Origin of the sequence: Niveispirillum fermenti (assembly GCF_048066175.1) — a bacterium.
GTDB classification, from domain to species: domain Bacteria; phylum Pseudomonadota; class Alphaproteobacteria; order Azospirillales; family Azospirillaceae; genus Niveispirillum; species Niveispirillum fermenti.
On record NZ_JBLTXA010000012.1, the window covers coordinates 101,327 to 123,064 of the forward strand.

The 21,738-nt window shown below is 65.8% G+C and carries 22 protein-coding genes; 20 read left to right on the plus strand and 2 right to left on the minus strand.

Annotation, left to right across the window (positions count from 1 at the left end; translation table 11 throughout):
• Window positions 1–187: 187 nt before the first annotated feature.
• Window positions 188–1,540: a TldD/PmbA family protein gene (locus ACM9LZ_RS14140; RefSeq protein WP_416620127.1), complete on the minus strand. Its 1,353-nt coding sequence runs from the start codon at window positions 1,538–1,540 to the stop codon at window positions 188–190.
• 292 nt (window positions 1,541–1,832) lie between these two features.
• On the opposite strand from ACM9LZ_RS14140, the gene ACM9LZ_RS14145 reads away from it, so the two are divergent.
• The 20 genes from ACM9LZ_RS14145 (at window position 1,833) to ACM9LZ_RS14240 (ending at window position 20,182) form a co-directional block, all read left to right on the plus strand.
• A complete protein-coding gene (locus ACM9LZ_RS14145; RefSeq protein WP_416620128.1) occupies window positions 1,833–1,961 on the plus strand; it encodes a hypothetical protein in 129 nt (42 codons plus the stop codon).
• 115 nt (window positions 1,962–2,076) lie between these two features.
• Complete coding sequence (locus ACM9LZ_RS14150) at window positions 2,077–2,568, plus strand: YajQ family cyclic di-GMP-binding protein (protein WP_416620129.1); 492 nt, start codon at window positions 2,077–2,079, stop codon at window positions 2,566–2,568.
• Window positions 2,569–2,721: 153 nt separating this feature from the next.
• Window positions 2,722–3,492: an enoyl-ACP reductase FabI gene (fabI, locus tag ACM9LZ_RS14155; protein ID WP_416620130.1), complete on the plus strand. Its 771-nt coding sequence runs from the start codon at window positions 2,722–2,724 to the stop codon at window positions 3,490–3,492.
• A 147-nt stretch (window positions 3,493–3,639) separates the two neighbouring features.
• The gene (locus ACM9LZ_RS14160; protein ID WP_416620131.1) at window positions 3,640–4,392 is read left to right on the plus strand and encodes a YebC/PmpR family DNA-binding transcriptional regulator; all 753 of its coding nucleotides are present in this window, start codon (window positions 3,640–3,642) and stop codon (window positions 4,390–4,392) included.
• Between the two features lie 81 nt (window positions 4,393–4,473).
• On the plus strand, window positions 4,474–5,001 hold the full coding sequence (gene ruvC / locus ACM9LZ_RS14165) for a crossover junction endodeoxyribonuclease RuvC (protein WP_416620132.1): 528 nt from the start codon (window positions 4,474–4,476) through the stop codon (window positions 4,999–5,001).
• A 479-nt stretch (window positions 5,002–5,480) separates the two neighbouring features.
• Entirely contained in the window at window positions 5,481–6,101 is a 621-nt protein-coding gene (gene ruvA / locus ACM9LZ_RS14170; protein WP_416620133.1) for a Holliday junction branch migration protein RuvA, read from the plus strand.
• Window positions 6,102–6,148: 47 nt separating this feature from the next.
• Window positions 6,149–7,231, plus strand: coding sequence for a Holliday junction branch migration DNA helicase RuvB (ruvB, locus tag ACM9LZ_RS14175; RefSeq protein WP_416620166.1), 1,083 nt, complete (start codon window positions 6,149–6,151; stop codon window positions 7,229–7,231).
• Entirely contained in the window at window positions 7,224–7,793 is a 570-nt protein-coding gene (locus ACM9LZ_RS14180; protein ID WP_416620134.1) for a YbgC/FadM family acyl-CoA thioesterase, read from the plus strand. The genes ruvB and ACM9LZ_RS14180 overlap by 8 nt, the downstream gene beginning before the upstream one ends.
• A gap of 5 nt (window positions 7,794–7,798) precedes the next feature.
• Window positions 7,799–8,530: a protein TolQ gene (tolQ, locus tag ACM9LZ_RS14185; RefSeq protein ID WP_416620135.1), complete on the plus strand. Its 732-nt coding sequence runs from the start codon at window positions 7,799–7,801 to the stop codon at window positions 8,528–8,530.
• Window positions 8,531–8,532: 2 nt separating this feature from the next.
• Entirely contained in the window at window positions 8,533–8,997 is a 465-nt protein-coding gene (locus ACM9LZ_RS14190) for an ExbD/TolR family protein (protein WP_416620136.1), read from the plus strand.
• A gap of 17 nt (window positions 8,998–9,014) precedes the next feature.
• On the plus strand, window positions 9,015–9,929 hold the full coding sequence (locus ACM9LZ_RS14195) for a hypothetical protein (protein WP_416620137.1): 915 nt from the start codon (window positions 9,015–9,017) through the stop codon (window positions 9,927–9,929).
• A 17-nt stretch (window positions 9,930–9,946) separates the two neighbouring features.
• Entirely contained in the window at window positions 9,947–11,290 is a 1,344-nt protein-coding gene (tolB, locus tag ACM9LZ_RS14200; protein ID WP_416620167.1) for a Tol-Pal system beta propeller repeat protein TolB, read from the plus strand.
• A 158-nt stretch (window positions 11,291–11,448) separates the two neighbouring features.
• On the plus strand, window positions 11,449–11,952 hold the full coding sequence (gene pal / locus ACM9LZ_RS14205; protein ID WP_416620138.1) for a peptidoglycan-associated lipoprotein Pal: 504 nt from the start codon (window positions 11,449–11,451) through the stop codon (window positions 11,950–11,952).
• Window positions 11,953–12,170: 218 nt separating this feature from the next.
• Entirely contained in the window at window positions 12,171–13,076 is a 906-nt protein-coding gene (gene ybgF / locus ACM9LZ_RS14210) for a tol-pal system protein YbgF (protein ID WP_416620139.1), read from the plus strand.
• A complete protein-coding gene (gene tilS / locus ACM9LZ_RS14215) occupies window positions 13,067–14,380 on the plus strand; it encodes a tRNA lysidine(34) synthetase TilS (RefSeq protein ID WP_416620140.1) in 1,314 nt (437 codons plus the stop codon). Before ybgF ends, tilS begins: the two co-directional genes overlap by 10 nt.
• A 101-nt stretch (window positions 14,381–14,481) precedes the next feature.
• The gene (gene ftsH / locus ACM9LZ_RS14220) at window positions 14,482–16,410 is read left to right on the plus strand and encodes an ATP-dependent zinc metalloprotease FtsH (RefSeq protein ID WP_416620141.1); all 1,929 of its coding nucleotides are present in this window, start codon (window positions 14,482–14,484) and stop codon (window positions 16,408–16,410) included.
• 108 nt (window positions 16,411–16,518) lie between these two features.
• On the plus strand, window positions 16,519–17,508 hold the full coding sequence (gene folP, locus ACM9LZ_RS14225) for a dihydropteroate synthase (RefSeq protein ID WP_416620142.1): 990 nt from the start codon (window positions 16,519–16,521) through the stop codon (window positions 17,506–17,508).
• A 62-nt stretch (window positions 17,509–17,570) separates the two neighbouring features.
• The gene (glmM, locus tag ACM9LZ_RS14230) at window positions 17,571–18,941 is read left to right on the plus strand and encodes a phosphoglucosamine mutase (protein WP_416620143.1); all 1,371 of its coding nucleotides are present in this window, start codon (window positions 17,571–17,573) and stop codon (window positions 18,939–18,941) included.
• Between the two features lie 9 nt (window positions 18,942–18,950).
• Window positions 18,951–19,751, plus strand: coding sequence for a bifunctional hydroxymethylpyrimidine kinase/phosphomethylpyrimidine kinase (gene thiD, locus ACM9LZ_RS14235; RefSeq protein ID WP_416620144.1), 801 nt, complete (start codon window positions 18,951–18,953; stop codon window positions 19,749–19,751).
• Complete coding sequence (locus ACM9LZ_RS14240; protein ID WP_416620145.1) at window positions 19,748–20,182, plus strand: DUF3293 domain-containing protein; 435 nt, start codon at window positions 19,748–19,750, stop codon at window positions 20,180–20,182. The genes thiD and ACM9LZ_RS14240 overlap by 4 nt, the downstream gene beginning before the upstream one ends.
• On the opposite strand, the gene ACM9LZ_RS14245 is transcribed toward ACM9LZ_RS14240, so the two are convergent.
• Window positions 20,183–21,736, minus strand: coding sequence for a PepSY domain-containing protein (locus ACM9LZ_RS14245; RefSeq protein ID WP_416620146.1), 1,554 nt, complete (start codon window positions 21,734–21,736; stop codon window positions 20,183–20,185).
• Window positions 21,737–21,738 lie beyond the last annotated feature (2 nt).

The following is a 21,738-nucleotide window of genomic DNA, read 5'->3' on the forward strand; positions in this document are numbered from 1 at the left end:
GGTGCGGGTGAAGCATTGATTTCGCCTGTGACGGAAAAGCAGTGGTACTCCCGAAGCACAGGCTGACCGCTTCAAATAAAAAGCCTCGGATAAGTAAAGACGCCCGGCCCTGCATGCCGGGCGTCTTCGCTTCTGCAAAAGGGAGGCACTTCCCTGTTGGATGGGTTGTGGCGATGATGGTCCGTGGTCAGGTGCCGGCCACGGTCATGCCATCGATCCGGATGGTCGGGGCGTCGATGCCGTAGCGCAGTTCAAGATCGCTGGCCGGTACCAGCCGCCGGAACATGTCCTTCAGATTGCCGGCGATGGTGATCTCGCTCACCGGATGGGTGATGACCCCGTTCTCGATCCAGAAGCCCGCGGCACCGCGGGAATAGTCACCCGTCACCCCATTGACCCCCTGGCCCATCAGGGACGTGACATACAGCCCCTGGCTGATATCGGCCATCAATGCACGCGGTGACAGGGTGCCGGGGCTCAGGAAGACATTGGTGGGGCTGGGGGCCGGCGGGCCACCGGTGCCACGTGCCGCGTGTCCTGTCGGCACCAGCCCCAGTTGGCGGCTGGAACGCAGGTCCAGCAGCCAGGTGGTCAACATGCCATCATCAATCAGGTCGCGGCGGTGGTTGGGCAGTCCCTCCGCGTCAAAGGGCTTCGACCGCAGCCCCCGCGGGACATGCGGGTCTTCCACGATCCGGATGCCGGGGGCGAAGACCGCCTGACCCAGTCGATCTTTCAAGAAGCTGGTTCCGCGTGCGATGGCGGCGCCCGATATGGCGCCGAGCAGGCTGGCAACCAGTCCACCGGACAGGCGTGGATCGAAGACCACGGGGACGGTCTGACTCCTGACCTTGCGGGGATTGAGCTTGGCGACGACCTTCTCGCCCGCGCGCAGGCCGATTACCCCCGGGCTCTCCAGGTCGCTGCCATAGACGGTGGCGTGATAATCGTAATCGCGCTCCATGCCCGTGCCCCCACCGGCCAGCACGGACACGGAAAGCGCATGCCGCGTCACGCCATAGCCGCCGGCAAAGCCGTTGCTGGCGACCAGCGTGACGGCGCTCCGGCTCCAGCTTGCATCGGCGCCGTCGGAATTGGTGACGCCCGGCACCGCGCGGGCCGCATCCTCCGTGGCGCGGGCCGCCTCGATCAGGGCTTCCGCCGTTGGTTCCGACGGATCGTGAAGGTCCAGGTCCTTCCATTCATGGGTTACCGCATCGGGATCGGCGATGCCACAGAACGGGTCCTCCGGCACGGCGCGGGCCATGGCCACGGCGCGGTCCGCCAGTTCCTGGAGCATGCGCGGATTGCGGTCGGTGGAGGAGACAACGGCCATCCGCCTGCCCACGAACACGCGCAGGCCCAGATCCCCGCCTTCCGACCGTTCCAGCCCTTCCGGTTTGCCCAGCCGGGTCGACAGGGAAAGTGCGGCGCCATCGACCAGAAGGGCATCGGCCGCCTCCGCGCCGGCGCGGCGGGCGCGCTGGATCAGGTCGTCCAGCAGGGTGGCGGCGTCACTGTCGAAATGTGGCTTGGTCATCACTTTTCCCGGCATCCGTACCCCGGCGGGGCTCTTCTGCACATCTAGCACCCGCACCCCGCGCATCAAAGGGCAAAGCACCCGGCGACAGCCGTCGCATGTGCCATTCGTGCAACAGATACAGGTTGTTACGGGGTCGAAACCGACCCGTCACAACTTAAATGTTCCGATGTTATAGAGTCGCTTATATATTGGAGTGCAGAACGGGTATCGGGGCGGTACCTGGGACCAGCCATGGAAGCGAGGGAGGCCGATGATGCGCAATGCAAACCGATCCAGGCACCGGGCCGCCATGGTCCTTCAGGCCCTGGTACTGGCCGGCCTTTTCCTGGTCGCGGCGCTTTCGGCCGGTGAACAGGGCCCTGGCGGCGACAAGGCGCCGGTGGCCGGCACCAAGATGGCAGCCATCCCGAAGGGCTGATCCGCCGCGGTATAAGGGGCGGGAAGTGGGCGGGGGGTGACGTGCCACGCCGGCTGATGCTAGTCTCGGTCTCGTGCCGAACGCATCACTGACCGTAACGGGAATTCTTCCACCCATGCCTTCCTTTGACATTGTCTCCAAGACCGATATCGCCGAAGTCAATAATGCCGTTCAGGGTGTCCTGCGCGAGTTGCAGACCCGCTTCGACTTCAAAGGGTCGAAATCGACCCTGGATCTGAAGGAGAAGGAGAACGAAATCCACATCCATACGGAGGATGCCACCAAGCTGGCGCAGCTTCAGGAAATGCTGAAAGGCTATTTCGTGCGCCGCAAGCTGGATCCCGGCTGCCTTGACTGGGGCAAGGAGGAAAATGCCGCCGGCGGCACCCTGCGCCAGACCGTGAAGATCAAGCAGGGGATCGACCAGGCGCTGGCCAAGCAGATCGTGAAGGCTGTCAAGGATAGCAAGATGAAGGTCCAGACGGCCATCCAGGGCGATGAACTGCGCGTCACCGGCAAGAAGCTGGACGACCTGCAGGCCGCCATCGCGCTGGTCAAGGGGCTGAAGATCGAGCAGCCGTTGCAGTACAATAATTTCCGCGACTGATCCGGACCGGTGATGGCCTGGATGGCGGGATGTCCGTCCGGGCCATCAACACGTGATCATGCCGCAATCATGCTTGCCGTTGCATAACGGCTTGATCCCCGCCGGCTTCCGCCGCACCCTGGCAGCCTTGTGCATTGCGGTATGGTGGGGGTGATGGCTCTGTTCGATCTTTCCGGCAAGCGCGGTCTTGTCGTCGGTGTCGCCAATGGTGACAGCATCGCCTATGGCTGCGCCCGTGCCTTGCGCCAGCAGGGGGCGGAACTGGCGGTCACCTATCTGAATGCCAAGGCCGAACCACATGTCCGGCCCCTGGCGGAGGGGCTGGGCGCTGGCCTGATCCTTCCCTGCGATGTACGCGAGCCCGGGCAGTTGGAAGCGGTGTTCGACCGCATCGCGGCGGATTGGGGGCAACTGGACTTCCTGCTGCATTCCATCGCCTTTGCCCCGCGTGATGATCTGCACGCCCGTGTTGTGGATTGCTCGCGCGACGGCTTCCTGACGGCCATGGACGTATCGGTCCATTCCTTCATCCGGATGGCCAGGCTGGCTGAGCCGCTGATGAGGCAGGGCGGCTGTCTGATGAATGTCAGCTTCTACGGTTCCGAAAAGGTTGTCGAACATTACAACCTGATGGGTCCGGTCAAGGCGGCGCTGGAGGCGACGACGCGCTACATGGCGGCCGAGCTTGGCCAGAAGGGCATCCGGGTCCACAGCCTGTCGCCCGGGCCGCTGAAAACAAGGGCGGCCAGCGGCATCGACCGGTTCGACGAATTGCTGGCCCGCGCAGCCGAACGCGCCCCCATCCGGCAGCAGGTCACCATCGACGATGTGGGCGCCTATGCTGCCTTCCTGGCCAGTGACGCCGCACGGGCCATCACGGGATCGCTTCCCTATATCGATGGTGGGTACAACATCCTGGGCTGATCGCGGATCGCGGCTCCGCCGCCTATCGCCTGCGCATGCCCGCATGGCCGGGCCTGCACCTGCAAAGGGTGCCCAAGCGGCCCAAGATATGGTATCAAGCCGCAGTTTCTGCCCATATATCCGAACGATACACTCGCAAGGCGTCCCATGGCCGGTCATAGCCAATTCAAGAACATCATGCACCGCAAAGGCGCACAGGACGCCAAGCGGTCCAAAATCTTCAACAAGCTGGCGCGTGAAATCACCGTGGCCGCCAAGTCGGGCCTGCCCGACCCGGCCATGAACCCGCGCCTGCGCGCCGCCATCCAGGCCGCCCGCGCCCAGAACCTGCCCAAGGACCGCATCGACCGCGCCATCAAGCAGGGCCAGCCCGGCGGCGGCGACGACACTAATTACGACGAGGTAAGGTACGAGGGTTACGGCCCCGGCGGTGTCGCCCTGATCGTGGAAGCGCTGACCGACAATCGCAACCGCACGGCCTCGGAAGTGCGCTCGGCCTTCACCAAGCATGGCGGTTCGCTGGGGGAGACCAATTCGGTGTCCTTTATGTTCAACCGCATCGGCCAGGTGAGCTATCCCGCCGCCGTGGCCTCTGCCGACGACATGCTGGAAGCCGCGATCGAGGCGGGGGCGGAGGATGTGCAGTCCGACGAGCATGGCCATTCCATTATCACCGGCACCGACACGCTGGGGGAGGTCCGCGACGCGCTGGAAGCCCGCTTCGGTGCGCCGGAAAGCGCCAAGCTGACCTGGACACCGATGAATCTGGTCCCTGTCGCGGCGGAGGATACGGCCCAGACGCTGCTGAAGCTGCTGGACGTTCTTGAGGATAATGACGACGTCCAGACGGTGCTGGGCAATTTCGACATTCCGGCCGATCTGTTGGAAAAGCTGGGCTGACCGGCGGGGTGGGAGGCCGGCTTGATAGCCCTCCACCCCGATGGCGGCTGAATAGCCGTCCGGCATTTTGGGGATGGTGACATGGCGGGACAGGCGCCTGTGCGCATCCTGGGGCTCGACCCCGGCTTGCGGCATATGGGCTGGGGCATCATCGATGCCGCCGGCAACCGGTTGAGCCATGTGGCCGATGGCACCATCCATACCGACAGCGGCGACGATCTGGCCACAAGGCTGCTGGAACTGCATGAGGGGATCGCGGCCGTCATCGGGCAGTGGCAGCCGGATGAGGCCGCGGTGGAAGAAACGTTGTCCAATGTCAACCCGTCTTCCACCCTGAAGCTCGGCATGGCGCGGGGCATCGCCCTGTTCAGCGCGGCCAAGGCCGGGCTGCCGGTGGAGCAGTACCTGCCCATGGCGGTCAAGAAATCCGTGGTCGGCACGGGCCATGCCGACAAGGTCCAGGTGCAGCATATGGTGAAGATGCTGCTGCCGGGCTTTCAACGCTCCACGGCCGATGCCGCCGATGCGCTGGCAGTGGCCATCTGCCATGCCCACCACGCCCAGACGCGGCGCAAGGTGGACAACGCCATCCTGGGGATTAAACGGTAATATACCCAAATGACCAGAGAATCCTCGAAATCTCTTGTTTAATCCTCTGAAAATGAAGGAAAATGTGAGATCTCTCCCGGGATTCTCTGAGGGGCGCGGTATATCAGGTCCCGGTGAGAGCAACTCACCGGGACCTAGTCCGGCGCCGCCCATGCGGCGTCGCCAAGCCCACGGGTGGGGCGCCGGCGATTGAGACCGGTGATCGGTTGCGATCACCGGGACTTAATGCGTTGCCGTTTTGTTCATATGGTGTAGAATTCTTTCCCTGCAGGAAGAAAGGGCCATCCCATGGCACTCCATATGAAATCCCCGCAGGCGGGACACCCGGTTAAGATGCGGATCGTCCTTCCCACCTCTGCGCCGCCTGGGCCCGGGCCAGCATCCTGAATGCTACCCTGCTGTTCAAGGGCCGGGATTTCATCCATACCGACATCATCGTGGCGCCACCCCCTGCTGGTGCCCGAGGCCGGAGTGAACCAATGATCGCGAAACTGTCCGGGCTGTTGGACAGCACGGGCCTGGATTGGGCCATCATCGATGTCGGCGGGGTGGGCTATCTCATCTCCGCATCCACCCGCACCCTGCGCCGGCTGGGCAGCACCGGCAATGCCGTTTCCGTGCATACGGAAATGTGGGTGTCGGAAGACAAGATGGCGCTTTACGGCTTTGCCGACATTTCGGAGCGGGACTGGTTCCGGCTCCTGACGACGGTGCAGGGGGTGGGGGCGCGGGTGGCGCTGAATATCTTGTCTGTATTGGCGCCCGACCGGCTGACATCCGCGATTGCCGCGCAGGATAAAACAACCTTGTGCGAGGCCGATGGTGTGGGCCCGAAGCTGGCTGCCCGAATTTTGAACGAATTGAAGGATAAGGTCGCCTCGCTTGCCACCACGCCCGTGGCGGCGGGTGCGGTTTCCAGCGCAGTGGCACAGGCTGCTGCGCCCAGCAGCAATGTCGGTGACGCGGTGTCGGCCCTGGTCAATCTGGGATACAAGCGGATCGAGGCCTTCACGGCCGTGAACAAGGCGGCCCAGGGTCTGGGTGGCGGCGCCGATGTATCCGCCCTGATCCGTGCGGGCCTGAAGGAACTCAGCCAGTGAGCCGCAAGCCCAAGCCCGAGGCTCCGCCGCCATCGCGGCCGGAGCGCATGGTGGAGCAGGACCGCATCGGCGGTGACGCCAGTACGGAGAATTCGATCCGCCCGCTGTCGCTGGGTGAGTTCATCGGGCAGCGACAGGTGCGGGAGAATCTTTCCCTGTTCATCCAGGCCGCGCGCGGCCGGGGGGAGGCGCTGGACCATGTGCTGCTGTTCGGGCCGCCGGGCCTGGGCAAGACGACGCTGGCCCAGATCGTGGCAAAGGAACTGAATGTCGGCTTCCGCGCCACCTCCGGCCCCGTCATCGCGCGGGCGGGAGATCTGGCCGCGTTGCTGACCAATCTTCAGCCACATGACGTGCTGTTCATCGATGAGATCCATCGCCTGTCGCCGGCTGTGGAGGAAATCCTTTATCCCGCCATGGAGGATTTCCAGCTCGACCTGATCATCGGAGAGGGGCCGGCGGCGCGCAGCGTGCGCATCGACCTTCCCCCCTTCACCCTGGTGGGGGCCACCACGCGCTCGGGCCTGATCACGCGACCCCTGCGCGAACGGTTCGGCATCCCGCTGCGCATGCAGTTCTACGAGCCGGAGGAACTGCAACTGATCGTCAGCCGGGGCGCCCGCATCCTGGGCGTGGAGATGACGGATGAAGGCGCGCTGGAAGTGGCGCGCCGGTCCCGTGGCACGCCGCGCGTGGCCGGCCGCCTGTTGCGCCGCGTGCGGGACATCTGTGGTGTGCAGGGGGTGGATATCGTCGATGCCGCAGCCGCCGACCGGGCGCTGACGCGGCTTGAGGTGGACCGCCTGGGCTTCGATGCCATGGACCGCCGCTATCTTTCCTGTATCGCCGACCATTATGGCGGCGGACCGGTGGGGGTGGAGACGCTGGGCGCGGCATTGGGCGAGCAGCGCGACGTGCTGGAGGAGACGATTGAGCCCTATCTGATCCAGCAAGGATTGTTGCAGCGCACACCGCGCGGGCGCATGCTCACGGATACGGGCTATCGCTATCTGGGCCTGCCTGTTCCGGCGACCCCGGCGCGGCAGTTCGACCTGCTGGGCGGCCTGGGGGTGGCCGGCAAGGGGAGCGCGCCTGTGGGTGACCTGTTCGACGGGGATGCGAATGCCTGACAGCACCCGGCCATCCCCCGGCTGGTGGGAGGGCGCCACCCATATATACCCGGTGCGGGTCTATTACGAGGATACCGACGCCGGCGGCATCGTCTATCACGCCAATTATCTGCGCTTTGCCGAACGGGCCCGCAACGAGATGCTGCGCCTGGCCGGCTTCCCGCATGCAGCCATGGTGGCGGACACGGGTGTGGCTTTGGCGGTACGCCGTTGCAGCATCGACTTCCGGCAGCCGGCCCGCCTCGATGACGCGCTTGAAGTCCTGACGCGGATTGTCGATATCGGTGCCGCGACAGTCGATATCGAACAGGATGTGCTGCGCAGCGAGGGACTGGCCTGGGGTGGGGTTGCGGCAGAGACGGGCGCACAGCCGCTGGTCAGGATCAACCTGTGCCTGGCGGCTATCAATGTCCAGGGCCGACCGGTCCGTCTGCCGTCCGCCTTGCGGGTGGTGCTGAAGAATGGCCTGCCGCCTGCGGAGCGGGCGGTGGTGGAGAATGGCCTGCCGCCTGCGGAGCGGGCGGTGGTGGAGAATGGATTGTCACGGCAAGGTCAGGACTGAAACAGATGTTTCCCACCCTATTGCAAGCCACCGCGCTCGGCGGTGCTGTCCCGGCCCATGAATTGACGACGCTGGGCCTGTTCCTGCAGGCCGACATCGTCGTGAAGCTGGTGATGCTGGGCCTGCTCGGCGCCTCGATCTGGACCTGGGCCATCATCTTCAACAAGGCGGCGAAGCTGCGCCGGTTGAAGGCGGCGGCGGCCGATTTCGAGGAGCATTTCTGGTCCGGCGGCTCGCTGGACCAGCTCTATGACAAGGTGGCGACCACTCCGTCGGAACCGTTTTCCGCCGTGTTCGCGGCCGGCATGCGGGAATGGCGGCATGCCAATGAACGCGGCCTGGCCACATCGGGGGCCATGCGTGCCAACCTGGCCCAGCGCATCGAGCGCGTCATGTCTGTGACGGTGGGACGCGAGATGGCCGATATCGAGCGCTATCTGACCGTGCTGGCCTCCGTCGGGTCGGCGGGGCCGTTCGTGGGCCTGTTCGGCACGGTATGGGGCATCATGGGTGCCTTCACCAACATCGCTGCCCAGCAGAACACTTCGCTGGCCGTTGTGGCGCCGGGTATTGCGGAGGCGCTGTTCGCGACGGCCATCGGCCTGGTCGCGGCCATTCCCGCCGTGCTGGCCTACAATTATTTCTCGTCGGAGATCGGCCGGTTCGGTGACCGTCTGGACTCATTTGTGACAGAATTCTCCGCGATTCTTCAGCGGCATCTCGAAGAGCGGGGCTGACCATGGGGGCAAGCCTTTCCGGCAAGCAGGCAGGACGCGGGCGACGCCGGTCGCGCCGCGCCGCCATGTCCGACATCAATGTGACGCCCTTCGTGGATGTCATGCTGGTGTTGCTGATCGTGTTCATGGTCGCGGCCCCGCTGCTGACCGCCGGCATTCCCGTCAACCTGCCCAAGGGGGCGGCCCAAGCTCTCCAGTCGGAGGAGGACCCGCTCTGGGTCACGGTGACCGCCGATGGCCGCATTTCCTTCAAGGACAAGAAGGTTTTCGATAACGAGATGTTCGGGCTGGAGGAACTGGCGCCGCGCCTTGCCGTGGTGGCCGAGCAGACGCCAGACCGCAAGGTGCTGGTGCGCGGCGACCGTGAGGCGACCTATGCCAGCATTGTCGATGTGCTGAGCGAAGCCCGGCGCGCGGGTCTGTCGGAGGCCAAGCTGGTCATCGAATCCGACGGCCGTGGCAGATAGGGGCAGCCGATCGCACCATGCGGACGACCCTGATCCTCTCCGGCCTTCTTCATGTGGCGCTGATTCTCCTGGCGCTGATCGGCCTTCCGCACCTGGTGAAGGAGCGGGAGGTCGTGCTGCTGCAGGAGGTTCCCGTCGATGTGGTGGAAGTGGGGCCGATGACCATCGCCCGGCTGGCCGAACCCATCGAGCGACCACAGCCGCCACAGCCCAGGCCCTCACCCACGCCACCGCGGCCCCAACCTCCCGAACCACCGGCCCAGGCCCGGACGCCGTCCCCGCCTCCGCCACCCGTGCAGGTGCCGGAGCCCCCCAAGCAGGTGGCCGAGCAGCCGCCCGAGCCGGAGCCCCCGAAACCCGAGCCGAAGCCGGAGCCGAAGCCCGAACCCAAGCCCGAACCGCCGAAGCCCAAGCCACCGGAGCCGAAGAAGCCGGAACCGCCCAAGCCTGAGCCGAAAAAGCCCGATCCCAAACCGGAGCCGAAGAAGGAGGAGCCGAAGCGCAGCCTCGACAGCGTGCTTCAAAACCTGACGCGGCAGCAGCCGGACACGCCGTCGCGCGAAGCGCCGCGCGAACCTGCGCCGCAACCCGCGCCGCTGGCCGGACGCACCGGCGAGCGCCTTTCCATCAGCGAGGAGGACGCGCTGCGCCGCCAGATCCGCAATTGCTGGAACGTGCCGGTTGGGGCCAAGGGGATCGAAGCGATGCAGGCGGAAATCCGGGTCTTGTTCGACCGTGACCTGCGCGTCACAAATGTCCAGTATGTATCGGGAACGGGGAACCCCAATACCGACCCGCATTTCCGGGCCTTCGTGGAATCCGCCTTACGTGCGCCGCTTTTGCCCGGATGTAATACGTTGAACATCCCCCGCGAAAAATATGCGGACAAAGGGTCCATCCTGATGAAGTTCAGCCCGAAGGATATGTTCTGATGCACGCCAACGCGCTTATGTCCACGGGCTGGCGCACCGTCGGCCGGTTCGTCGCCCTGGTGGCGACGGTGTTCGCCGTCGGTCTTGCCGCGCCGGCCCGCGCCGAACTTGAAATCGACATCACGTCTGGCAATCCGCAGCCGATACCCGTCGCCATCACGAATTTCGCAGGCGACAATCCCGGCGCCCAGCAACTGGGCCAAAACATCGCCGGCGTCATTTCCGCCAACCTGGAACGCTCGGGTCTGTTCCGTCCGCTGGAGCCGTCGCGCTTCGTGCAGACACCGGAGTCGCTGCGCACGGGCGTGCGTTTTGCCGACTGGCGGCTGATCCAGGCGCAGGGGTTGGTGACGGGCACCGTGACCCAGGCGGCTGACGGGCGGACGCGAATCGAATTCCGCCTGTTCGATGTTACGGCCGGCCAGCAGGTAACCGGTTTGGCCTATACCGTCCAAGCGGATGGCTGGCGGCGTGTCGCCCACATCATTTCCGACGCGATTTACAAGCGCGTGACGGGGGAAGAGGGCTATTTCGACACCCGCATCGTCTATATCGCCGAGTCTGGCCCGGCGCTTCAGCGGGTCAAGCAACTCGCCATCATGGATCAGGATGGTCAGAATCACCGGTTCCTGACCGACGGCCGCGTGCTCGTGCTCACCCCCCGTTTTTCTCCGAGCACCCAGGAAATTACATACCTGAGCTACTTCAACAACAGGCCTCGGGTGTATTTGTTCAATATTGATACCGGTCGTCAGGAAGTGCTGGGCGATTTTCCCGGCATGACATTTGCTCCCCGTTTTTCCCCTGACGGGAACAAGGTCATCATGTCGCTGGCTTCCGGCGGCAATACGGATATCTACACATTGGACCTGCGCACACGTCGTCAGCAACAGTTGACGAATCATCCCGGTATTGACACGGCCCCGTCTTATTCTCCGGACGGCACTAAAATTGTGTTTGAAAGCGACCGTGGCGGTACACAACAGCTTTACACGATGAATGCTGATGGCAGCGACGTGAAGCGAATTACTTTCGGTCAAGGCCGTTACGGTACCCCGGTCTGGTCGCCCCGTGGCGATCTGATCGCCTTCACACGATTGTTCGGCGATAAGTTCTATATCGGAGTCATTCGGCCGGATGGGTCGGGTGAACGCCTTTTGACAGAGGCATTCCATGTCGAAGGACCTACTTGGGCTCCCAATGGCCGTGTGCTTATGTTCTTCAAGGAACGTCCTTCCGGACAGGCAGGCAGGCAGCGTCAGGCCAAGCTATACTCAATTGACTTGACTGGGTCTAATGAACGGCAGGTCTTGACGCCCACCGACGCTTCCGACCCGGCATGGTCACCCTTGATTCCATGAGAGGGCCACACTAATTTCGCAACGCAAGAACGACGCTCAATATCCGCCGGTCACTCAAAGATCGTGTCAAATCGGCGACCGGCTGTGGTACCCGTCGTTCGTGGGGCAAATCACCGTAACCTTCAATCGAACTCGCGTTCCACCTTAGGGGGTCTCAAATGCGCTTCAAGATCATCACCCTCGTTGCGGTCGCCCTGCTGGCCACCGCTTGCAGCAGCAAGCCTCAGCAGGAGGCTCAGGCCACCACCGGCGGCACCGTTGCGCCGCCGCCCGCGCCGCCGCCGGCCGCTCCGTCGGGCCCCGCTCCGGGCTCCGCCGAAGATTTCATCCAGAATGTCGGCGACCGCGTCTTCTTCGGCTTCGACAAGTTCGACCTGACGCCGGAAGCGACCGCCACCCTGGATCGTCAGGCCGCCTGGCTGAAGCAGTATCCGGCCGTCACCGTGACCGTTGAAGGCCACGCCGACGAGCGCGGCACGCGCGAGTACAACCTGGCCCTGGGCGACCGCCGCGCCGCCTCGGTCAAGAAGTACCTGACCGCGCTGGGCGTTGATGCCGCCCGCGTCCAGACCATCTCCTATGGCAAGGAGCGTCCGGCCGTGGAAGGTTCCAACGAGGCCGCCTGGACCCAGAACCGTCGTGGCGTGACCGTGATCAACTGATCCGGCGCGGACCCTGTCACCAGGGACCGACGTGATGAAGAGACGCCGCCCGGCCCGCCGGGCGGCGTTTTTCGATTCCGGCACTTTTCATTTCCCGGTTGTGTCGAAGGGGAGGGTCGGCGAGGCCACAAATACGCCCCATCGGCGTTGGATACTTCCGCCCGCCCTTCCGAAGCGGTAGGGTCGCCCGATATCTCCGCTCCAACCGCTGGTATTCGATGACAAGCCACCTGCGCCCCCGTCATTCCTTCCTGCGCCGCCGCCTTACCATCGCGGCCGTCGCACTGGCCGCCATCGCCGGTTCCGTGCCGGCCGCAGGGCAGTCCGACACGCGGGAGATGCTCAATCGCCTTCAGCGGCTGGAGAATGAGGTCCAGACCCTGAACCGGCAGGTCTATCGGGGTGGAAGCGCACCGGCCGGACAGGCGGCGGGCGGCGCACCCATGGCCGGCAACGTGGCGGCCGGGTTCGAGGTCCGCCTGCAACGGCTGGAATCGGAGATCCAGACCCTGACCGGCCGCTACGAGGAGGCCACCTATCAGGTGTCCCAGTTGCGGGAACAACTCACCCGCATGCAGACCGATATCGAATTCCGGCTCAACCAGTTGGAAAAGGGGCAGGCGGGTTCGCCGGGCGCCGGTGCGCCGGTGGCGGAAGGGGTGGCGGGGCCCTCGCCGGGGGTGCCGGTGGTCCCGGCCGAGGCGGCAGCGCCGCCGCCGTCCCAGACGCTGCCATCCGGCACGGCGCAGGAACAGTATGATTTCGCCTTCAACCTGCTCCGCCAGGCCGACTATGCCGGCGCGGAAGCGGCGTTCCGTGCGTTCCTGCAGGCCAACAGCAGCAGCACGCTGGCCGGCAATGCCCAATACTGGCTGGCCGAAACGCTTTATGTCCGCGGCCAATACCAGCCCGCCGCCATTGCCTTCGCCGAGGGTTATCAGAAATATCCCCGCGGCAACAAGGCGCCGGACAGTCTGCTGAAGCTGGCCCTGTCGCTGTCGGCGATGAAGGCCAATGATGATGCCTGCACCGCCCTGCGCGAGCTGGGGGAGAAGTACAAGGACGCGCCGGCCACCATCAAGCGTCGCGCCGACATGGAAAAGAACCGCCTGAAATGCCGGTAGAGGACCCTGTCGGACCGGTCGCTTTCGACCGGCTGATGCGGACCTTGGGGCCGTTCGAGTCGGCCCCTCATATCGCTGTCGGCGTTTCCGGCGGTGCCGACAGCATGGCCCTGGCGCTGCTCTTGCGGCAATGGCTGGCCGCCCGCGGCGGTCGCCTTCTGGCGTTGACCGTGGATCACGGCCTGCGGGCGGAGAGCGCCGGGGAGGCGGCCAGGGTCGCAGGCTGGATGGCCGGGCATGGCATCGCGCACCGCCTGTTGTCCTGGTCGGGCCCCAAACCCTCTGCCGGCATTCAGCACGCCGCCAGGCAGGCCCGTCTGCGGCTGTTGGCCGAGGCGGCGGCCGCTGCGGGCTGCCTGCATCTGGCCCTGGCGCATCATGCCGACGATCAGGCGGAGACCTATCGCCTGCGGGTCGAGCGGGGCAGCGGCGCGGCCGGGTTGGCCGGTATGCCCGCGATCCGGGAATTGCCGCGGCTGCGGCTTATCCGGCCACTCTTGCCCGTTGCCAAGGCTCGGCTGACCGCCACCTGCCGCGCCCTGGGTCAGGATTGGCTGGAGGACCCGTCCAATCGCAATCCGGCCTTCGCGCGCGCGCGGCTCCGGCTGTTGCGCGCCGCCGGCCCGGCGGATGCTGACGCGGCCCGCGCTGCGGGCCGGCACCGTGCGGCCGCTGATGACCGTGCGGCGGATATGCTGGCCGCCACGGTGCGTTTTCTGCCCGAAGGCTGGGCCATGATTGACCGTTCCCTTCCCGGCCGTGCCGGGGATGATCTGGTGCCGTTGCTTGCAACCCTGCTGCGCGCCGTGGGCGGGGCCGTCTATGCCCCGCCACCGGCCGCCGTGACGTCCCTGGCGGCGGAAATGCGGCAGGGCCCCGGCGGGGGGCGTACATTGGGCGGGTGCAGGCTTGTGCCTGTGCCCGACGGGTGGCATCTGGTGCGCGAGGCCCGGAACCTGCCGGCGCCGCTGGCGTTGACGGGGGGCGGGCCGCCGATCCATTGGGATGGCCGATTCAGCCTTTCGGTTGAGGTATTTGAGCGCTTCACGGTACAGCCGTTGACGGACGCCCTGTGGCGGCAGGCATTGGCTGATCGGCCCGGCATGGCTGCCATGGCGCCGCCGGCCATGGTGCGGGCGAGCTTGCCGGCCATCCTGACCGGCGACCGGCTGCGGGCCATACCCCATATGGCCTATCGGACTACCGGCATGGTCGATCCGCGGGTGCGTGTGGTGCCATTGGTATTGGTTGAGGGGGTTCCCGCACGGTTCGCTGTTGTCACCGCCGTGGATGACATTATCTAATGGAGGAAGTTCCCCCTGTCCGACCGCGTCACCCCACTGGGCCACCCCGCCGGGATGATCGTATGGAGCATCGGGGGTGCGGTCGATGAAAGGTCTGGGCTGTGAATAATTTCGGTAAGAATTTGGCGCTGTGGCTGGTGATCGGGGTGCTGTTGATCGCCCTGTTCAACCTGTTCCAGACATCATCCAACCGTTCCACGCAGTCGGGCTTGGCCTATAGCGACCTGTTGGCCGAGGTGGATCGCGGTGCCGTGACGGCCGTGACCATCAAGGGCGACCAGCTTTCGGGCACGACCAGCGACGGCCGGTCCTTCACGACGACGGCCCCGCCGGGGTCGAATGTCGCCGATCGGCTGGTGGACAAGAATGTCCGCGTGTCCGTGGTGGCCGAGGATAACAGCCCCACCCTGTTCAGCATCCTGCTGAGCTGGTTCCCCATGCTGCTGCTGATCGGCGTGTGGATTTTCTTCATGCGTCAGATGCAGTCCGGCGGTGGCAAGGCCATGGGGTTCGGCAAGTCCCGCGCCCGCCTGCTGACCGAGAAGGTGGGTCGCGTCACCTTCGACGATGTCGCGGGTATCGACGAGGCCAAGCAGGAGCTTGAGGAGGTCGTGGACTTCCTGAAGGACCCGCAGAAATTCCAGCGCCTGGGTGGCAAGATTCCCAAGGGCGTGCTGCTGGTCGGGCCGCCGGGCACGGGCAAGACGCTGACCGCCCGCGCCGTGGCCGGTGAGGCGAACGTGCCGTTCTTCACCATCTCCGGTTCCGACTTCGTGGAAATGTTCGTGGGTGTCGGTGCCAGCCGGGTGCGCGACATGTTCGAGCAGGGCAAGAAGAACGCGCCCTGCATCATCTTCATCGACGAAATCGACGCTGTCGGCCGCCATCGCGGTGCCGGCCTGGGCGGCGGCAATGACGAGCGGGAACAGACGCTGAACCAGCTTCTGGTCGAGATGGATGGGTTCGAGGCGAATGAGGGCGTGATCCTGATCGCCGCCACCAACCGTCCCGACGTGCTGGACCCCGCCCTTCTGCGCCCCGGCCGTTTCGATCGTCAGGTTGTCGTGCCCAATCCCGATGTGCTGGGCCGCGAGAAGATCGTGAAGGTCCACATGCGCAAGGTGCCGCTGGCGCCCGATGTCGATCCTAAGGTCATCGCCCGCGGCACGCCCGGCTTCTCCGGCGCCGATCTGGCCAATCTGGTCAATGAGGCGGCCCTGCTGGCGGCCCGTGCCGGCAAGCGCGTCGTCGGCATGGCCGACTTCGAAGCCGCCAAGGACAAGGTCATGATGGGGGCGGAGCGCCGTTCCATGGTCATGACCGAGAAGGAGCGCAAGCTGACCGCCTATCACGAGGCCGGGCATGCGCTGGTGTCCCTGTGGGTGCCGGAATATGACCCGCTGCACAAGGTCACCATCATTCCGCGCGGCCGTGCGCTGGGTGTGACCATGAACCTGCCGGAGCGTGATCGCACCAACTACACCAAGCGGGAGATGGAATCGCGTCTGGCCGTGCTGTTCGGCGGCCGTGTGGCGGAGGAGATCATCTTCGGACAGGAGAATGTGACCACGGGCGCCGCCAGCGACATCCAGCAGGCCACCCGTTGGGCCCGCGCCATGGTTGCCGAATATGGCATGTCCGACAAGCTGGGCCGCGTGCGCTACAATGCCAATGAGCAGGAGGTTTTCCTGGGGCATTCCGTGGCGCAGCAGCAGAATGTGTCGGAGGCGACCTCGCAGTTGATCGATGAGGAGATCCGTCGCCTGATCGAGGAGGGGGAGACCCTGGCCCGCAAGCTGCTGACCGAGCATCTGGACGATTTGCACAAGGTTTCCGAGGCCTTGCTGGAGTTCGAGACCTTGTCGGGCGAGGAGGTGAAGGCCATCCTGCGCGGCGAGCAGATCGTGCGCAGCGACCCGCCGGCCCCGCGTCCCCAGACGCCGGAGCCGCCCAAGACCCCCGGCCGTCGCGCCTCTGTCCCGACCGCCGGCAAGGACGGGATCGAACCGGAGCCGCAACCCGGCGTTTGAAACAGGCTGCACGGCATTGATTGAGCAAACCCCCGGCGCAGCCCCGCGCCGGGGGTTTGTGTTTGCACATCATCGCGTTGCGCATCATCGCATTATGGATGAGACCTCATGCACCGTCCGCTTGCCATCCTGTCCGGTCCCGCTGCCCGCGCCGCCCTGACCTCTGGTCAGGCTCGCCTTCTGGCCGGGGGGCCGCTGGTGTTCGCGCAGGTGCAGACCGATGCAGGTCTTGCCCCGGCCGCGTTGCTTCCCCCCCACCATCCCTTGATCGCCGCCCGCGCGCCCTGGGCCGGGTTCGACCTGTCGCGGCCCATCATCATGGGTATCGTCAATGTCACGCCCGACAGCTTTTCCGACGGTGGCGACCATGACAGTACCGAGGCTGCCATTGCCCATGGGCGGCGGTTGCGGGCGGAAGGGGCCGATATCCTGGATGTCGGGGGCGAATCGACCCGGCCCGGCGCGGCCCCCGTGCCTGTGGCGGTGGAGATCGCAAGGGTCGTGCCCGTCATCCGGGCGCTGGCGGCGGAGGGCGCCGTCATCTCCATCGATACGCGCCATGCCGCCGTGATGAAGGCGGCGGCGGTGGCCGGCGCCAGGATCATCAATGATGTCACGGCCCTGACGGGGGACCCCGACAGCGCGGAAGTCGCGGCGGCCACGGGCCTGCCGGTGGTGCTGATGCACATCCAGGGCGAGCCGCAGACCATGCAGGATGCCCCCCGTTACCATGATGTCACGGCCGAGGTGTTCGACTGGCTGGCAGCCCGGATCGCGGCAGCGGTTGCCGCCGGTATCGGGCGGGAGAGAATCGCCATCGATCCTGGCATCGGATTCGGCAAGGATCTGACGCACAATATTGACCTGCTGTCCCGTACCGGCGTGCTGCACGGGCTGGGCTGCCCGATCCTGATCGGGGTCAGCCGCAAGCGCTTCATTGCCGGCCTGTCGAGGGGGGAGGCACCCAGGGACCGGGTCGCCGGTTCCATCGCGGCGGCCCTTTATACGCTGGGGCAGGGGGCGCATATCCTGCGCGTGCATGACGTGGCCGCGACGGTGCAGGCCGTCGCCGTGTGGCAGGCCCTGCAATCGGCATGATATAGGTTTCGTAACATTCCGACCGGCCGGCTGCCTGCCGGCATTCCTGGGACGTAAAAGACATGTCGCGTAAATTGTTCGGCACCGACGGCATCCGCGGTACGGCCAACACCGATCCGATGACGGCTGAAACGGCGCTGAAGGCTGCCATGGCGGCAGCCCTGCATTTCCGCAGGGGTGATCATCGCCACACGGTGGTGATCGCCAAGGATACGCGACTGTCGGGTTACATGCTGGAACCGGCCCTGACGGCGGGCTTCGTCTCCATGGGCATGGACGTCATCCTGGTGGGGCCGCTGCCCACCCCCGCCGTGGCCATGCTGACGCGGTCGATGCGTGCCGACCTGGGCGTCATGCTGTCGGCCAGCCACAATCCGTTCCAGGATAATGGCATCAAGCTGTTCGGTCCCGATGGCTACAAGCTGTCGGACGAGATCGAGGCGGAGATCGAGGCGCGGATGGCACTGCCCTTCGCGCCCGATCTGGCATCCCCCCGCGATCTGGGACGGGCCCAGCGGATGGAGGATGCGTCCGGCCGCTATATCGAGGTGGTGAAGAGCAGTTTTCCCCGTGGCCTGCGCCTGGACGGGATGAAGATCGTCATCGATTGTGCCCATGGCGCCGCCTACAAGGTGGCGCCCCGCGTGCTGTATGAACTGGGGGCGGAGGTCGTAACGCTGTTCAACCAGCCCAACGGCTTCAACATCAACGACAAGTGCGGTGCCACGGCGCCGGCCGCCATGCGTGCCGCCGTGCTGGAACACAAGGCCGACCTGGGCATTTCCCTCGACGGCGATGCGGACCGCCTGATCCTGGCTGACGAAACGGGCACGCAGATCGACGGCGACCAGATCATGGCCCTGATCGGCCAGAGCTGGGCGGAAAGCGGACGGTTGCGTGGTGGCGGGGTGGTGGCCACCGTGATGTCGAACATGGGCATGGAGCTGCATCTGAAGAAGCTGGGCCTGACATTGGCGCGCACCGCCGTGGGCGACCGCTATGTTGTCGAGCATATGCGCGAACACGGGTTCAATGTCGGCGGGGAACAGTCGGGCCATGTGGTCCTGCCCGACTTTGCCACGACCGGCGACGGCCTGCTGGCCGCCTTGCAGGTGCTGGCCTGCATCCGGCAGTCGGGGCGACCCGCTTCCGATGTGCTGCGGGTGTTTCAGCCGTTGCCGCAGCTTCTGAAGAATGTCCGGTACGATGCCTCCACCGGTATCCGCCCGCTGGAGGCGGACGGCGTGAAAGCCGCGATCCGCGCGGGCGAGGAGAGGCTGGCCGGTTGCGGGCGCGTGCTGATTCGCAAGTCGGGCACCGAGCCCCTGATCCGCGTGATGGCGGAAGGCGAGGACAATGCCCTGGTCGCCCATGTCGTGGACGATATCTGCGACGCCGTGCGCCGCGTGACCCAGGCCGTGGCGGCGGAATAGGGGGCGGAGATGAAAGGGCGTGTTCTGATCGTCGCGGGATCGGATTCGGGCGGCGGGGCCGGCATACAGGCCGATATCAAGGCTGTGACGGCGCTGAACGGCTATGCCATGACGGCCATCACCGCGCTGACGGCCCAGGATACAAGTGGCGTGCATGGCGTGCTGCCGGTTCCCATCGATTTCCTGGTGCAGCAGATGCGTCTTGTTCTGGCCGATATTGGCGCCGACGCGGTCAAGATCGGGATGCTGGCCACCGCCGAGATCATCGATGCCGTCGCCGATACGCTGGCCGGATCAGCCCCCGGCGTGGCCATTGTGGCCGACCCGGTCATGGTGGCCAAGGGCGGGCACCGGCTGCTGGATGAAAGCGCCACGGGTGCGCTGATCCGGCGCCTGCTGCCGCTGGCCGCCATCGTCACGCCGAACGTGCCGGAGGCAGAGGCCATGACCGGAATCGCCATCAACGGTGTCGACGATATGCGCCGCGCGGCTGACATCTTGCTGCAATATGGCGCCGGGGCCGTGCTGATGAAGGGGGGCCACATGGACGGCCCCGTCCTGACCGACCTGCTGGTGACACGTCTGGGGGAAACGGCCTTCACGGGAAAAAGGGTGGAAACGCGGCACACCCATGGGACGGGCTGCACCCTGTCATCCGCCATCGCCGCGGGACTGGCCCAGGGGCTGGACGTGGTGGCGGCCGTGGATCGGGCGCGGCGCTATGTCGATATCGCCATCCGCACGGCACCTGGCTTCGGCCGTGGCCACGGCCCCCTGAACCATGCCCACACCGTCGGGGATTTCGCATGAGCCGCCTGGGACCCGCACTTCTGACCGCCTATCAGCAGACAAGCTATGTCGCCCTGGATGGCAAGCGCACGGCCACGGCCCGTATCATGGCCGATGGCCGGGAGATCGATGCCCTGCTGGAAAGACGGGGCGCGGCCGAAATCGTGTTCGTCACGGCCTGGAATCCCGGCAGCAGGGCGGCCGACGCTGCCGCCAACCAGGCAGCCCACGCCCGGCTGACCGATATTCTTGAGGATGAGGATCTGGACCACATACCGGCCGAGTTCAGGCCGGCCACCAGGGATTGGCCGGTGGAAAAGGGGGTAGCCATCTTTGACCTTCCCCCCTTCGATGCGCTGCAACTGGCCGAGATGCTGGGGCAGTACGCCATTGTCTGGCAGGGGCAGGGACAGCCGGCACAATTGCTGTTCACGCACCTGGCGCTCGGCTGATCACCGCCGCCTGACCAGCAGCGAAAGACCGACGGCTGACACGGCTGCAATCAGCAGTGCGGCGAGCATCAGGATGATATCCCGCGCCACCGGGCCGATGGCATCCATGAACCCGCCCTTGTGAAAGATGTCGAATACCCAGCCGGCACGCCGCAGGCCCGGATCGGTCGTGGCGGCGATTGTGGCGTCAGCCAGATCGACGAACAGGGCCCGATCTCCCGGAAGCTCCACGCGCCAGACGGGCAGGCGCTTGTTGGCAAAACCGTAATCGGCACCGAATCGGGTGACCAGACGGGTCTGCGCATCATCGGCGACAGGCTCCCCGCTGAGCGCGCGCGCCAGGGCGCGGGCCGCAGCCTCTTCATTCCCCGGCAGGGGACGCAGGTCGCCGGCGGTCAGCAGCACGCCCGAACCCCCGGTGGGAATGCCCCGGAACAGGGCCAGTCTCGCCTGATGGTCGTCATGCCCGTCCTGTGAGACGGGCTGGCCGTGCGCCCCATGGTCATGTTCCCCACCATGGTGGCCATCATGGCCGTGGTGAGCGCCCGACGCGGCCACCGGTGCCGCGGACCAGGTTGGCGGGGGCACCAGACGCAGCAGCGCGGACCCGTCCGGCGCCGCCAGGAAGGACAGGGCGACGGGTGCCGTATCGGGACCGAATCCCTGCCACAGGCCGGCCAGATCGCTGGAAAGCGTGGCAAGGTCCAGCGACTGGGCCCGCACCGCAGGTGTCGCATCGGTGCTGCCATCCTGGCCCAGCAGAAGATGCCAAAGGCCCGACAGGGTGAAGGCCAGGGCAGGCAGGGCCGCGGCATAGCCCAGCAGCCGATGCCAGTGCCGCCCGCCCGGTGCCGGGTTGCGCCGCCGGATCAACAGCAGCAGAACGATGCCCAGAAGGCTGGAAACGGCGATGCTGCCGACCAGCAGGGCGATGGCGGCCGCCCGCAGCGGCCCGGCTTCCCCAGGGATGAAGGACAGCGTGTGGATGGTGCGGAAAAGCGCCTGCATGCTGCGCTTGCCGGCATCGGTGATGGCCGCCATCCGGCCGCTGCCCGTGTCGACATAGGCGACCAGCCCATCGTCGCGCCCCAACTCGACCCGCCAGACCGGAAGCAGGCGGTTGACCGGGGTGTAATCATTGTCGAATGCCGTGACGATCCGCGCGTCGCGCACGGGCGTATCCGGATCCCCCAGGTAATGCCGCGCCAGTTCGATGGCCCGGTCCTGGTCGCCCCGCTGCCGTTCCTCTCCCGTTTCGGGATCGAAATAACGCCGGACGGGGTCATCGGCTTGCCTCACGGCGTAATAGGTATGGCCGGCCAGCACGATCGCCCGCATTTCGGCCACCTGGCCGGGCACCTTGTCCGCCAGCAGCGTGGCTGGCGGTTGTGCGTGCGTCAGGTCCAGCGGGGTCAGTGGTGGCATGCGGGTGGCGGCGACCGGACTGGTCCAGACCATGATGGGATGCAGCATGCCCGTCAGGGCCCAGCCGATGGCGCAGATGCCGGCCACCCAAGCCAGCTTGCGATGCCATTTGATCGACGCCACCCGCATGG